Origin of the sequence: Aliihoeflea sp. 2WW (assembly GCF_000497755.1) — a bacterium.
In the GTDB taxonomy this organism is placed as follows: Bacteria; Pseudomonadota; Alphaproteobacteria; order Rhizobiales; family Rhizobiaceae; genus Aliihoeflea.
On record NZ_AYOD01000035.1, the window covers coordinates 97,502 to 110,632 of the forward strand.

Here is a 13,131-nt window from a genome sequence, read left to right on the forward strand (position 1 = left end):
TCGAGACAAGATTTTGGTCTTATCGACTATTTGACGCTCGGGCCGTGGGGCGGTGAAGTATAGCAGTTCCCCTGCGCTCGCGAGTTTTCGCTGCACGTCGGGCACATGCTTCGTGTTCGGAGAGAGGGATGAGCGCGGCCGATCGTCAAGCGCCAGAGCTTCGCATTCATCGGTGGATCGCCGTGGATGGAAGCGACCTCCAGACGCCGATCAAGCTATCGGATCTTGGCGTAGGGCCGAAGATCCTTTTCGCGTTTCAGCACTGGTGCAGGGGCTGCCATCTGCATGGGTTTCCCACACTGCAGAAATTGCATGGTGCGCTGGAGTCCAGAGGCGTCGGATTCGCAGTGATCCAGACGGTCTTCGAAGGAGCGCACGAAAATACATTCGACAAGTTGCGCATCAATCAGGTGGAGTACCGTCTCCCCGTCGCCTTCGGGCACGACGAACCGCCGCCTGGTGCTGCGTTTCCAACGTTCATGGAGGATTACCGGACACGGGGAACGCCGTGGTTCACGGTCATCAATGCCGACGGTCGCATCGTCTTTTCGGATTTCCACCTGGACGCGGATCGTTTGGTGGCAAATTTGGAGAGCTCGTGAAACATGCCACGGTGGCTTATTCTAGCCTGCACCCACTTCGTCGTTGGCATCACAGGCTTTGCTGCCGGCATCTACACGCTGCCTATCCTCACCGCGCCGGCGTCGCCCACTGAAGCTGCGTTGAGGAGTTCGACGCCTGAGGCGCTCTATTCGGGAAAGCTTTCTCGTGATCTAGCCGGCAGCGACCTGCTGCACTGGGGTGAAGGCGAAGTGCAGATCCTGCCTCACCGGATCGCACACATCGGCCGTCTCTCTCCCGGGCCGGACTACAAGCTTTATCTCGCCCCGCACTTCGTCGAGACCGAGGAAGCGTTCCTCGCGATCAAGGACGCGTCGGCCCGGGTCGGCGATGTGAGGACGTTCAACGGCTTCATTATGGAGGTGCCCGCCGACATCGACGTTCGCGACTACAGCGCCGTTGTCATCTGGTGCGAAGCCTTTGATCAGTTCATCAGTTCTGCGGCGTATCAGCCTCCGCGCCAGGCTCGGAAATGAGTCAGGCGATGAACAGCGTGAAGGCGGCCTGCGCGCGGGGGCTCGTTTTGGCGCCGGTCGCAGCGCTATTGTTGAGCGTCGCCACGTTGCTCTTGGGCAATGGTCTACTGGGTACGCTCCTGATCGTGAGGGCTGGGGAGGAAGGCTTTTCAGCTCAAACGATCAGCGCGATGATGTCCCTATACTTTGCGGGCTTCACCATTGGCGCTCTCACGCTGCCCAAGATGATCGTGTCCGTGGGCCATGTGAGGACTTTCGCTGGCTTCGCCGCGATGGCTTCAATGACGGCTCTTCTTCATGTCGCATTCGTGGAGGCAAACGTATAGATGCCGCTTCGCCTTGTGACCGGCTTCGCCTATGCAGGCATGATCCTAGCGACTGAGAGTTGGCTCAACGCGCACGCGATTCAATCCACGCGCGGTCAGCTTTTGTCGATCTTCGGCGTTGTTTCGATGGGTTCATGGGCCCTTGGTCAAGCGCTGCTCAACATCGCGCCGCCTACAGACGTGACGCTATTCCTGTTCGTCTCGCTGCTGATATCTGCGGCCGTCGTCCCCGTCACGCTACTGCCCAGTCATCCCCCGGCCGAGGTTCAACAGGAGCCCGTCGCCTTTCGCGATCTCGTTGCAATTTCGCCCCTTCCGTCGGTCGGCGTTTTCCTAGCCGGCCTGGCCATCGGCGGCTTCTGGGGACTAGGCCCCAATTTTGCGCAGAGGATTGGCCTCGATGTGGGCGGCATTTCTGCGTTCATGGCTGCGGTCCTTGGTGGAACGCTCGTGCTGCAGTGGCCATTGGGATGGCTATCGGACCGCGTGTCGCGGACACTCGTCATTGCCGGCGCCGCCCTGGCTTCCGCGGCGGCTGCGATCGGCGTAGCGCTGGCTGCGGAGGCGCCTCTGCCTGTGCTACTTGCGGCGGGCGCGCTGTTCGGCGGCTTCGGTATTCCCATCTATTCGCTATGCCTTGCCGTTGCGAATGACGACCTTCCTGCGGGTCGGCTGCTGGGGACCGCTCGCGGACTTCTCCTACTCAACGGGATCGGAACCGCCGCCGGGCCGCTCATCGGAGGCCTGGTGATGGACCTCCTCGGCCCTGGCGGCCTGTTCCTCTACGCAGCGGCACTGCTGACTGCCCTGGCGGTCTTGGCCGGTGTCCGCAGGCACTCAGACCGCTCGGTCAAGACGAGAGCAACACGCTGCCCGAGCACGGCGATGATCACCGGGTCGCTCGACGCGATGATACGAACCCCGGCGGATCAGCGCCGCTGAGACGCCTATGCCGACGACCGAAGGATTGCCAGTCGGCTGTTAGAGGAGCCTGGCTGAGAACAAGGCGGAACGTGTCATGGATGAGAGCGTGAACGCTCTAGCCGCGAGAAACGCATACGAGGCTAAACGGGGGGCGATCGCCATCCTCCCGTTGGCCTTGGGGGCCAGCGTGTACGGCTTGGCCTTTGGTTTCCTGGCCGTACAGGTAGGTTTCCCGTGGTGGGGCGTCGCGATCATGAGCGCCTCTACCCATGCGGGCTCTTCGCAAATCATCGCGGTTGAGCAGTTCGCTTCCACAGGTGTCGTGTTGGGCGCGGTTCTGGCCGGTGCGTCGCTCAACCTGCGCTATGTCGGCATCATCGCCTCTTTATCCGAGGTGTTGGCCGGCTTGTCGCTGAGGAAGAAGCTCTTCGCCATCCACATTACTGGCGACGAGAACTGGGCTTTGACGATGTCCGAGCGGGCGAAGTCCCCCGATGTCGGAGCACCATTCCTCATAGGCTCAGGGCTGGTGAACATCTCCATGTGGACAGCCTCCACGACGCTCGGGGCCTTGCTTGGCGCCGCGCTGCCCGATCTCGGACGCTTTGGCCTGAGCTTCGCGTTCACGGCGGCCTTCATTGCGATGGCGCGAGGTCTGTGGCGGGGACGTTCCCAAGTTCTGCCATGGACCATGGCCGCGGCAGCGACCATGGCCGTCATCTCGCTCGGCATGCCCAAAGCTTACGGGATCATCGTCGGCGCATTCTTCGGCTTGGTGGTGACCTTCTTGAAGCGCAGGATCGAGGCGGCAGCCCGATGAGCGCTTCGCACTGGGTTGTTGTCAGTTTGCTCGTTGTGGCTGCGTTTGCGATCCGGGTCGCCGGATTGATTGCCGGTGAACGAATTAGGGTTTCCAGGCAGGCTTGGGTTCTGGACGAGTTGCCTGGGCTGATCGTGGTCAGCTTGGTCGCGTCGTCGTTGATCGGTCAGCCACCTCCAACCTGGATCGCGGCCGGTGTCGCGCTGGGTGCAGCGATCGCCACGAACCAGGTCATCGTGGCGATGGTATTGGGAATGCTCGCCTACGCAGGTCTGGGGTGGCTTAGCTCGTAAGTGCCGATCATCTGAGAGAAGCGGCAATGGGGAGGCCGGAGGTCGTCCAGTAAGGCTGCGAACGTCGATGGCCCGCACTCACGATCCGAGGACCGCGGGTCCCGCCTACGCAACAGCCTCCACGGTCAAATCGCGGCCATTGAACTGCACCGTTTCCCCGGCTCGCGCGCCTTCGATCGCCTCGTAGATCGGGGCCATCGTCGAGATGCCCATCAGTTCCTGCCCATGACAAATGAACCTGCCAGTCGAGACCGAAATGACGAAGTGCTTACCGGACAGCTTGACGACGGCGCCTTCCGAGACTTCTGACTTTGGTCCAAAATCGATTGTCCGGAGTTTGTCGAGCTTATCAACATAGTCATCGAGAGTGTCATCGAGCGCCTCAGCAAAGTCGCTCGCCACCTCGGCTTGCGCCTGCTCGTCGTTCTCGATCGGCTCGCTGCGATCGAGGCGCGCGGTGGAGACGTAATCCAGATACTTCTTGCGAGCGCTTTGCAGCGCCGCGGTTTCAAGCGACAGCATTGTCTCGCGAATATGGTCCTTGTTCCAGTCCATCTCTGCCTCGTTATTTTTGACCTTAAGGGGCATCCCATCCATCGTTGGGGTCTGGGTTTTCCCGCGCTCCGCCGACATCATTCGTCGGTAATAACGTCTTCGCCCTGGTAGGGAATCCTGATCAGCCGGGGATCCCGAATAATGCTCGTCACGAGCCAGACGTATGATTGTTCTGCTGTATCGAAGCCGAGGATGCTGAAGGCTCCCCCGAACGGGCATGCCGGAAAGTCAGGGAAGCCTTCCCGCAAAACGTAACGCTCAGGGTCGCGATCAAACTCGCTTTTGTAGACTTTGCGCAGCCCATGCTTGCTCGGCACGTCGGCGTCACCGGCCGGAGCTGTTTCACGATGCTCAAGAAGCCGTTCGGACAGGTCACGGTGACATATCTCGTCGAACACATCGAAGGCATCGATAAGCAGACCTTTATGCTCGGTCGCCGGATCTGTGATGGCGTAGATGTTCGAAGCGTCTTCGGCTCCATCGCCGCTCTCAAGGCGTAATGCGGCATCGACACGAATGCTGCACGCGTCGAGGGTCGATCCGAGTTCGAGATCGACAAGAGCGCCGTCCTTCACACGGTACTCTCGGTCATAGCCCTTAGCCACGAAGGACTGTACGGCGTCCAGAACGTCTCTCACTTGAGTTGTCATCAATGCACCTCGAGTTCGGATTGTAGGGGTTGCGCGCCGACCGAAGGCGCGCTTTGGCTCCGCGACCGACCAGCACTGAAGATGCGGAGCACCATCATAGCCACTTGGCTCGCTTGAAGCGGACGAACAGGAAAAGACAGAACGTCAGCATTAGGCCGAGCACGACGAAATAGCCGTAAGCTGTGTCCAGCTCCGGCATGTTCCTGAAGTTCATTCCATATATGCCCGCGATGGCCGTAGGGACCGCGAGGATCGCCGCCCAGGCAGCGAGCTGGCGCGTGATGACGCCTGTCCTCTGCGCCTCAAGAAGGCTGCTGAATTCGAAGACCGTGGACAGCACCTGGAGGAGGCCATCGACCATGGACTGGACCCGATCGACATGGTCGGCGACATCGTTGAAGTACGGCCGCACCTCAGCGCTGATGCACGGGAAATGTCCGCGAACGAGCTTGCGCACCAGTTCCGCCATAGCGCCAAGGGTTCGCTGGAAACGCGTCAATTCGCATCGCAAGCCGAAGATGCGCGCGACCTCCGCCCGCCCCAGGAAGTCGTCGAGCGATCGCCTCTCCATCGCGAGCACGTCGTCCTCGATCATTTCGAAGATCGGCAGATACTGATCGACGATGCGGTGAAGGATGGCATGCAGGACGTAGTCGACACCCTTACCAAACTGAGCAGGCGAACCCTCAAGCTGCTCGCGAAGATTGCCAAGCGCTCCGGCGTTGCCGTGACGCACGGTGATCAGATGGTTGTGACCAGTGAAGATCGCGGTCTTGCCGTAGCGTATGCGGTCCCCAACCAGCTCGGCCGTCTGAGCGACGACGTAAAGCTCGCCGTTATAGACTTCGAGCTTCGGCGGGCACATCGGATGCATCGCGTTATCAATCGCCAATGGATGCAGATTGTAGGTCGACTGAAGCGCCCTGAGTTCGCTTTCCGAAGGCTCGCTGAGCCCAATCCAGCAGAAGCCAGATCGGTTCTTGTCGAGCTCAACCCGCTCGTCGATAGCGACTTCGCGGATGCGGCGACCCTCGTTGTAATAGTAAGCGGCGATGACGCTCATGCGGGCCTCGCAGGGATGACCAGGCCCCGCTGCACGGCTGGTCGAGCGAGGCCGCGATCCAACCAACCCCGGACGTTCCGGTGTTCGGCGATGCGCAACAGGTCGCCGGCGTCATAGGTGCTGACCAGGGCATTGACCCAGCCGAGCGTCGCGATGTCGGCGATGGAATAGTCGTCGACGATCCACTCGCGCCCATCCAGCTGGCGATCCAAGATCCCCAGCAGGCGCTTGGACTCGTCGGCGAACCGTTGCTGAGGCCGCTTGTCCTCGTAGTCCTTTCCGCCCCAACGCAGAAAGAAGCCCAGCTGACCGAACATCGGGCCGATCGCCGACATCTGGAAGAATACCCAACTCAGCACCTCATAACGCCTGGCTTGTCCCGGTGGAATCAATCGGCCCGTCTTCTCGGCGAGGTAAACGAGGATCGCACCGGACTCCCAAACGCCGAGCGGCTCACCATCGGGGCCTGACGGATCGATGATCGCAGGGATCCGCCCGTTTGGGTTCAGCGACACGAAAGCGGGGTCTTTGGCCTCGTTTGTGCTGATGTCGATAAAGTGGGGCTCGTATGGCAGGCCGGTCTCCTCGAGCATGATGGAGACCTTGACGCCGTTGGGCGTGGGCGCTGCATAGAACTGCAGGAGATCGGGATTGGAGGCAGGCCAGCGCTTGGTGATCGGATATGACGAAAGGTCTGGCATGCTGGGGCAATCCTACCAAATCGATGGCCGGCAAGCGGCATGACCGCTTGAGGGGCCGTACGAGGACCGCATCGTTCGCCGATGCGGTCCCATTGCTTGCGATGCAGAGCGCTATGTCGCGATAGGCGCTGCAGCTATTCTGCTGCCGCTCCGGTGGTAGGCTGGGTAGCATCAGCGTCTTGACGCTTGGGGAGCACCCAATTCGCGCGCGGGAAATGGCACGTGTAACCGCCCGGGCGCTTCTCGAGATAGTCTTGGTGCTCCGGCTCCGCTTCCCAGAAATCGCCGACAGGCTCGACTTCGGTGACGACTTTGCCGTCCCACAGTCCGGAGGCGTCGACGTCGGCGATCGTCTCCTCGGCGACCCGTTTCTGCTCATCGTCCACATAGTAGATGCCGGATCGATAGGAGAGGCCGCGATCGTTGCCTTGCCGATCTTTCGTCGTCGGGTCGTGGATCTGGAAGAAGTATTCCAGGATGTTACGGTAACTTGTCGCTGCCGGGTCGAAAATGATCTCGATCCCTTCAGCGTGAGTACCGTGATTGCGATAGGTGGCGTTCGGGACGTCGCCACCGGTGTATCCGACGCGGGTCGACACGATGCCGGGCTGCTTGCGGATCAGATCCTGCATGCCCCAAAAACATCCGCCTGCGAGAACAGCGCGCTGATGCATGTTACGCCTCCTCCACCTGATCGAGATATTCGCCGTAGCCCTCGGCTTCCATCTCATCGCGCGGGATGAAGCGAAGGGCGGCCGAGTTAATGCAATAGCGTAGTCCGCCACGGTCGGCCGGACCGTCGGGGAACACGTGGCCGAGATGGCTGTCGCCATGGACCGATCGAACTTCCGTCCGGACCATGCCGTGCGAACTGTCCCGCACCTCGTTCACGTGCGCGGGGACGATGGGCTTGGTGAAGCTGGGCCAGCCGGATTTCGACTCGAACTTGTCCGTCGATGCGAAAAGCGGCTCTCCGGACACGACATCGACGTAGATGCCCGGTTCTTTGTTATCGTTGTATTCACCGGTGAAGGCTCGCTCCGTGCCGTCTTCCTGGGTGATCCGGCGTTGCTCGGGGGTCAGGCGGTCGATCGCTGCCTGAGACTTTTCAAACTTCATGATCGTCTCCAATACTTGGTTTCAGGGCCAAGGCACATTACGGACATCTTATCTTGCTTGACGGTCACCTCGACTATCGCAGTGCCAATTATATTTATCCAATACGCTGTGCGTATAGTTTCGATAGCTCCGCTGTGATCAGCGGCGTTCAGTTCCACGCGTATCTGGCCGCCATCTGCGCGATCTTCCTGATCTCAACCGGCGCCGTGGAGCCAGAGACCGTCGCGATCACGACCTCTCGCTCGAGGACAAACCCATCGATCGGACGCGTAACCAAACCTTGGGCTGTAGCCGACCGCTCCGGAAGGATGCATATGGCCTCGCCGTCTGCGACGACCCGTTGCACCCAATCGTCACGATCGGACCGGAAGCGCGGCCGCATCAGTACCTCCCGTCGTGCGAAATGGTCTAGGATCTGCTCGCGAAACTCACACTTCAGACGATCAACGAACGGGAACTCCAACAAGTCCTCGCCTCGCACGATATCGCTCGCCGCGAGCGGGTGTTTCGCGGAACAGCCGAGTACGAAGCGCTCACGGAACAGAGGTCGCACATCAAGCTTGCGGTCCGGCCGCGTCTCGCGCGGCAGGATGCATGCGTGATACTTGCCCGACAGCACCTCCGATGTGTCTTCACTCGCCCCGAGCGAATGCATCTTGATCTCGATCGATGGCACTTCTGCCAACGCGCTTTCGAAGAAGGCTGTAAAAAGCTTCGGCCCGACGGTCGGGGCGACGGCGACGTCCAGCACCCGGTGCCTCCCCATGGCCCAGTTTTCAGAATGATGCCGAACACTTTTCATCGCGACTAACATGCGCCGAAACTCAGCCTCCACGTCCTGGCCAAGGCCGGTGAGACGGCTGTTCTTCCCATCGCGATAAATGAGCGGACCGCCGAGCTCTTCCTCCAAGCGGCGGATCGCGCGTGTCAGGCTTGGCTGGGACACACCGCTCAACCGCGCCGCTGCTGTAAAATTCAGCGTCTCGGCCAAGTTGATGAAATAGCTGACCTGATTGAGTTCCATAGCCCTTCGGCCTGCACGCCGTGAATGATGCCGCTTCAGGACCGGTCTTTTCGACCGCCACCAGAAGTATGCGCGACGCATATAATCACGCTTTAGGGGCTTGTCTATATGCGCCACGCATATAAAAAGAATGTCTTGGACGGCTAGTCCGGGCCTGATGGCGCTTCCGCCAGGGCCCAAGGGTTCCGGTGCACCCACTAAGTCGCCGTGGGAGGCTCGACGCTTATGACAGGAAGACCGTTCACGTTTCCCGGTGGTGGAGGCTCTGATCTAGCCGGGTATTTGGAGGCGCCCGAAGGTACGCCTCGCGGCTGGGCTATTTTCGCCCATTGCTTCACTTGCGGGAAAGACAGCCGCGCCGCCGTGTACATCGCACGCGCCCTCTCGCGGGCTGGCATCGGCGTCTTGCGGTTCGACTTCGCCGGCACCGGGATCGAGAGTTCTGCGGATGAAGCGATAAGCTTCGCTTCCGACGTCGATGATCTTAAGGCCGCCGCGGAGGCCATGGCTGTCGCCGGTAAGGCCCCCTCCCTCCTTGTCGGACACAGCCTGGGCGGCACGGCTGCGATCGTAGCCGCCGCCGACTTGCCGGATATCGCAGCGGTAGTGACGATCGGCGCCCCGGCTGATCTTCAGCATATATTGCGCGTCTTTCAACCTGCCGACCTAGACGCGATAGCGAGCGAGGGCGAGGCATCGGTGGAGATTGCTGGCAGGCCCTTCCTGATCCGCCGCAGTTTCCTTGAAACGGTCGACGAAGTGGACATCGAGAGGTCTATCGCTGCCCTTCGACGTCCGGTGCTTGTGATGCATTCACCGGTGGATCAAGTCGTGGGTATCGAGCACGCCTCGCGCATCTTCGTCGCGTCGCGCCATCCCAAGAGCTTTGTTTCGCTCGACACGGCCGATCACCTTCTCACCGATGTCGAAGATGCGAACTACGCCTCAGCTATGGTCGCAGCGTGGGCAAGCCGCTTCCTGCCGCCGCTCGCGGCGGACCTTCCGCAAGTCGAGTTAGCGAATGGAGTCGTGGCGTCGGAAACGTTGGCGGGGAAGTTCCAACTCACGGTCCGTAGTGGCGAGCACACGCTGTTCGCCGATGAACCAGAATCGGTCGGAGGTCTCGGCAGCGGCCTGTCTCCTTACGAACTGGTGTCGGCCGGACTGGCCGCCTGCACGGTGATGACAATGCGTCTTTACGCGAACCGCAAAGGCTTCCCGCTGGAGCGAGCGACGACGACCGTGCGACACGAGAAAGTGGCGGACATGATGCCTCCCGACCGCTTCACGCGCACCGTCTCTCTCGATGGGCCGCTCAGCGATGAACAGCGGGCGCGCATTCTGGAAATCGCGGATCGGTGTCCGGTCGACCTGACACTCGTCCGAGGCTCGGATGTGCAGACCGAACTTTCGAGCGATGCGCAGCCTGCAGGTGCGGCGCCGGCGAACTGATGTGGTGCACAGAGCGGAGGTTGATCGAATGCAGAGTCTGCCCACTACTGACCAGACGCCGACGCGAACCGAGCGAGCGATACTTGCGGGTGGGTGTTTCTGGGGCCTCGAAGATTTACTTCGCCGCGCGAAGGGCGTCGTGACGACGCGTGTCGGCTACATCGGCGGCGAAATGCCGGACCCGACTTACACGAGACACCATGGTCATGCGGAAGCGGTGGAGGTCACGTTTGATCCTTCGATACTGACATATCGTGCTCTCCTGGAACTCTTCTTCCAAATCCACGATCCGACGACATACGAGCAACAAGGTAACGACGTCGGACCAAGCTATCGGTCCGCGATTTTCTACACGTCTGAGAAGCAGATGGACGTTGCTCTGGAGACAATCGCCGAGATCGAAGCGTCGGGGCGCTGGCCGGGACCTGTCGTATCCGAGATCAACCCGGAAGAGCCGTTCTGGGAGGCCGAGCCAGAGCATCAGAAGTACCTCCAGCGTCGACCCGGCGGCTATAGCTGCCACTTCGAGCGACCGGCCTGGCGATTGGACCGAGCGAAACGATGAGCACGCAGGGACGGTCATCAACGATACGGACGCTAAGGCGCTCGCCCCGCGTCGCTAGGTCAGCCGGGTTCTTGCGATGATACCCGAATACGTAATCGCCGGCTTGTGGGGGCTTTTGTCAGGAAGCGGACTTCTGGTGGGGGCGGTTCTTGCGGACGTGCTGTACGGGCGACTCACTCACCGCATGATCTCAGCGGTGATGGGCTTCGGTGGTGGTGTGTTGATTGCCGTGGTCGCTACCGAACTCATCGGTGATCGCGTGTCGGCTGGCCTGGGACCCTTAGCGATCTTTGCGCTGCTCGCAGGGGCCGCAATCTTCAGCGGCACAAACTGGTTTCTCTCTCGCAGGGGCGCGAAGCATCGAAAGCGATGCGGTGAATGCACCGAGCAGGCCACTGAACAGGAGCACCGCGGTAGCGGTGCTGCGATTGCGCTTGGCAGCGTCCTCGACGGCATTCCAGAGGCCCTCGTGATTGGGATGTCCGTGGCTGGTGGAGGCAGGATCAGCCTTGCAGTAGTGGCAGGCTTCTTTTTGGCTAATGTGCCACAGGGTCTATCGAGCACTTCCGGAATGAAGGTCGCGGGCCGATCGCGAAGCTATATCTACGCGGTCTGGATCGGTATTCCGCTACTTGTCTGCATCGCCGCCGGTACGGGAAACCTTCTGCTCGGCTCGGCGTCCACTCAAGCCCCTGCCATTCTGTCGTTCGCAGCCGGCGCGGTCATCGCGATGCTGGCGGAGGCTATGATTCCCGAAGCTTTCGAGAAGGCGCCGCCGTTCATAGGCCTGATCACGGTCGTGGGGTTTCTGGCGGCGTATCTCATCGCTCAACACTGAAACCTGCGACTTCCGGAGCTCTAAGCCTCGCCGCCGTTCTCGCGGTCTACGCCGCGCTCGTGCAACTCGGCATCGATCGGGCAATTCGTGCAGCCCTCGTAACAGCACAAGCGGCAGATGCGGTAGGAATGCTCGAGGTTTTCCAGGCGATCGCGCAGCACGCGTTCAGCAATGCTATAAAGAGCGTCCAACTCGGTAGGGGTGAGGATCGATAGTCCCTCAGCGATCACCTTGTCTCGCGAGGCCAGGACCGCATCGCTCGCGACCTTGCCAGCCTCTGTAAGATGGAGGGACCGCGTGCGCCCGTCAGTCGAATGCTCACGCCGCTCGACCAATCCCTCCGTCGACAAACGGTCCACCAAGCGGACGGTCGCGGCATGGGAAAGTCCCACCCCAACTGACAGCATGCGGATCGATAGCCCTGGCTTATGGGCAATCAACGCAAGCGCCGAGGCGGCGGGTCCAGCTTCTGGCGCCCGCGATGAACTAGCGCGAACGATGTCGTCGCTGATCATGAGTGCGAACGCCCCGAAGATATTTCGATCTCGAGGTCCATCCATTGCCCCATCTATATGTGCGCGAAGCATAGACAGCAAGCCATACCCCTGCGGCGCCGGGGGATTCTGGCAAGCCGAAAGGTGCGCCTTTACAGTGGCTTAGGATATGCTGCGGATGGCGCGGACGATTGGAATACAGGACTTCGATCGTCGGGACACACAAAATGGCGATACCTGGCGGCTATAGATCGGGGTGGGCTGTCGTGATTTTGGCTGCCCGACGGCCGAATCACATCACGCCTGCGCCAGGTGCCACCCCTCGTCGGCACCTAACGGAGGGATCCGGGGGCTTGCTCTCTGAGATGCACCTCGACCGTCTCACCGCGTCCGACCACCACAGTGTCAATCTCGCTGAGAAACAAGCCGTGCTCCATTACGCCGGGGATGGCATCGATCGCTCCGGCGATCTCGATCGGCCTAAGGGCCTTGCCGAAGGCTGCATCCAAGATGTGATTGCTCTGGTCTGTGATGAATGGTTCTCCGCCGACCGAGCGAAGCGTCACACTGGCTCCGAGGTTGGCAAGATGCGTTCGAACGAACTCGCTCGCGAAGGGCACGACTTCGACCGCCAAAGGAAACCCGCCGAGTCGTTGAACGACTTTGCTAGCGTCTACGATCACGATCATCCGGCTAGAAGCGGCGGCCACGACCTTCTCTCGGAGCAAGGCGCCGCCGCCGCCTTTGATCGCCTGAAAGTGGCAGTCGATCTCGTCAGCGCCGTCGATCGTGAGGTCTATCGAACTGAACTGCTCAAAAGGAACGAGCGGCACCGCGAGACGACGAGCCAACATTTCGGTCGCTCGGGAGGTGGCGACAGCGGTGATGCGAAGGCCCTGCCGAATGCGGTCGCTCAGGCTCTTAATGGCATAGGCTGTTGTGCTTCCGGTCCCAAGGCCAACGAACATGCCGTCTTCGATCTCGTCGACTGCTCTAGCCGCAGCCAGCCTCCTCTCTTCTTCTTGGGTAAACATCAACGCCACTTCATCTCGCCGGTATGCGTGCCTTCACCAGGTCGATTGTGAAACCGGGCGGCGCAAACCTAATCCTCCATGCCGACATTGCCTCGTTGACCTGCAGCCAACAGACGGATAGGTCTATGCGTGGCGCATACATAATGAGGATGGTCTGATCGGCAAGCTTTCGCTGC

General features: G+C 60.7%; 18 protein-coding genes. 9 read left to right on the top strand and 9 right to left on the bottom strand.

Annotation, left to right across the window (positions count from 1 at the left end; translation table 11 throughout):
• Positions 1 to 128: 128 nt before the first annotated feature.
• The 6 genes from ALII_RS23145 to ALII_RS0114530 all read left to right on the top strand — a co-directional run bounded on the left by ALII_RS23145 (position 129) and on the right by ALII_RS0114530 (position 3,460).
• On the top strand, positions 129 to 602 hold the full coding sequence (locus ALII_RS23145; RefSeq protein WP_024350794.1) for a redoxin domain-containing protein: 474 nt from the start codon (positions 129 to 131) through the stop codon (positions 600 to 602).
• Between the two features lie 3 nt (positions 603 to 605).
• A complete protein-coding gene (locus tag ALII_RS0114515; protein ID WP_024350795.1) occupies positions 606 to 1,097 on the top strand; it encodes a DM13 domain-containing protein in 492 nt (163 codons plus the stop codon).
• Positions 1,098 to 1,105: 8 nt separating this feature from the next.
• Positions 1,106 to 1,423 (top strand): hypothetical protein, encoded by a 318-nt coding sequence (locus tag ALII_RS23150; RefSeq protein ID WP_244437440.1) that lies wholly within the window; start codon positions 1,106 to 1,108, stop codon positions 1,421 to 1,423.
• Positions 1,424 to 2,365, top strand: a complete 942-nt coding sequence (locus tag ALII_RS21310; RefSeq protein ID WP_244437441.1) for an MFS transporter — start codon at positions 1,424 to 1,426, stop codon at positions 2,363 to 2,365.
• Between the two features lie 76 nt (positions 2,366 to 2,441).
• Positions 2,442 to 3,167, top strand: a complete 726-nt coding sequence (locus ALII_RS0114525) for an AzlC family ABC transporter permease (protein ID WP_024350797.1) — start codon at positions 2,442 to 2,444, stop codon at positions 3,165 to 3,167.
• Positions 3,164 to 3,460, top strand: coding sequence for an AzlD domain-containing protein (locus tag ALII_RS0114530; protein ID WP_024350798.1), 297 nt, complete (start codon positions 3,164 to 3,166; stop codon positions 3,458 to 3,460). The genes ALII_RS0114525 and ALII_RS0114530 overlap by 4 nt, the downstream gene beginning before the upstream one ends.
• A gap of 105 nt (positions 3,461 to 3,565) precedes the next feature.
• Here the strand turns inward: ALII_RS0114530 and ALII_RS0114535 are convergent, their stop codons facing one another.
• From ALII_RS0114535 to ALII_RS0114565, 7 genes are all read right to left on the bottom strand, one after another.
• Positions 3,566 to 4,015 carry a hypothetical protein gene (locus tag ALII_RS0114535; protein WP_024350799.1) on the bottom strand — a complete coding sequence of 150 codons (450 nt, stop codon included), beginning with the start codon at positions 4,013 to 4,015 and terminating at the stop codon, positions 3,566 to 3,568.
• Between the two features lie 77 nt (positions 4,016 to 4,092).
• Positions 4,093 to 4,665, bottom strand: a complete 573-nt coding sequence (locus ALII_RS0114540) for a hypothetical protein (RefSeq protein ID WP_024350800.1) — start codon at positions 4,663 to 4,665, stop codon at positions 4,093 to 4,095.
• Positions 4,666 to 4,759: 94 nt separating this feature from the next.
• Positions 4,760 to 5,728, bottom strand: coding sequence for a magnesium and cobalt transport protein CorA (locus ALII_RS0114545; protein ID WP_024350801.1), 969 nt, complete (start codon positions 5,726 to 5,728; stop codon positions 4,760 to 4,762).
• Positions 5,725 to 6,429, bottom strand: coding sequence for a glutathione S-transferase N-terminal domain-containing protein (locus tag ALII_RS0114550; RefSeq protein WP_024350802.1), 705 nt, complete (start codon positions 6,427 to 6,429; stop codon positions 5,725 to 5,727). Before ALII_RS0114550 ends, ALII_RS0114545 begins: the two co-directional genes overlap by 4 nt.
• A gap of 134 nt (positions 6,430 to 6,563) precedes the next feature.
• Entirely contained in the window at positions 6,564 to 7,103 is a 540-nt protein-coding gene (msrA, locus tag ALII_RS0114555; RefSeq protein ID WP_024350803.1) for a peptide-methionine (S)-S-oxide reductase MsrA, read from the bottom strand.
• A 1-nt stretch (position 7,104) separates the two neighbouring features.
• Complete coding sequence (gene msrB, locus ALII_RS0114560) at positions 7,105 to 7,548, bottom strand: peptide-methionine (R)-S-oxide reductase MsrB (protein WP_024350804.1); 444 nt, start codon at positions 7,546 to 7,548, stop codon at positions 7,105 to 7,107.
• Between the two features lie 148 nt (positions 7,549 to 7,696).
• The gene (locus ALII_RS0114565; protein ID WP_024588018.1) at positions 7,697 to 8,572 is read right to left on the bottom strand and encodes a LysR family transcriptional regulator; all 876 of its coding nucleotides are present in this window, start codon (positions 8,570 to 8,572) and stop codon (positions 7,697 to 7,699) included.
• Positions 8,573 to 8,797: 225 nt separating this feature from the next.
• On the opposite strand from ALII_RS0114565, the gene ALII_RS0114570 reads away from it, so the two are divergent.
• The 3 genes from ALII_RS0114570 (at position 8,798) to ALII_RS0114580 (ending at position 11,427) form a co-directional block, all read left to right on the top strand.
• Positions 8,798 to 10,024, top strand: a complete 1,227-nt coding sequence (locus tag ALII_RS0114570) for a bifunctional alpha/beta hydrolase/OsmC family protein (RefSeq protein ID WP_024350806.1) — start codon at positions 8,798 to 8,800, stop codon at positions 10,022 to 10,024.
• Between the two features lie 28 nt (positions 10,025 to 10,052).
• A complete protein-coding gene (gene msrA, locus ALII_RS0114575; protein ID WP_029660570.1) occupies positions 10,053 to 10,589 on the top strand; it encodes a peptide-methionine (S)-S-oxide reductase MsrA in 537 nt (178 codons plus the stop codon).
• 76 nt (positions 10,590 to 10,665) lie between these two features.
• Positions 10,666 to 11,427, top strand: coding sequence for a ZIP family zinc transporter (locus ALII_RS0114580; protein ID WP_029660571.1), 762 nt, complete (start codon positions 10,666 to 10,668; stop codon positions 11,425 to 11,427).
• 20 nt (positions 11,428 to 11,447) lie between these two features.
• On the opposite strand, the gene ALII_RS0114585 is transcribed toward ALII_RS0114580, so the two are convergent.
• Positions 11,448 to 11,942, bottom strand: coding sequence for a MarR family transcriptional regulator (locus tag ALII_RS0114585; RefSeq protein WP_230450755.1), 495 nt, complete (start codon positions 11,940 to 11,942; stop codon positions 11,448 to 11,450).
• Between the two features lie 311 nt (positions 11,943 to 12,253).
• Complete coding sequence (gene rpiA / locus ALII_RS0114590) at positions 12,254 to 12,955, bottom strand: ribose-5-phosphate isomerase RpiA (protein WP_024350810.1); 702 nt, start codon at positions 12,953 to 12,955, stop codon at positions 12,254 to 12,256.
• Positions 12,956 to 13,131 lie beyond the last annotated feature (176 nt).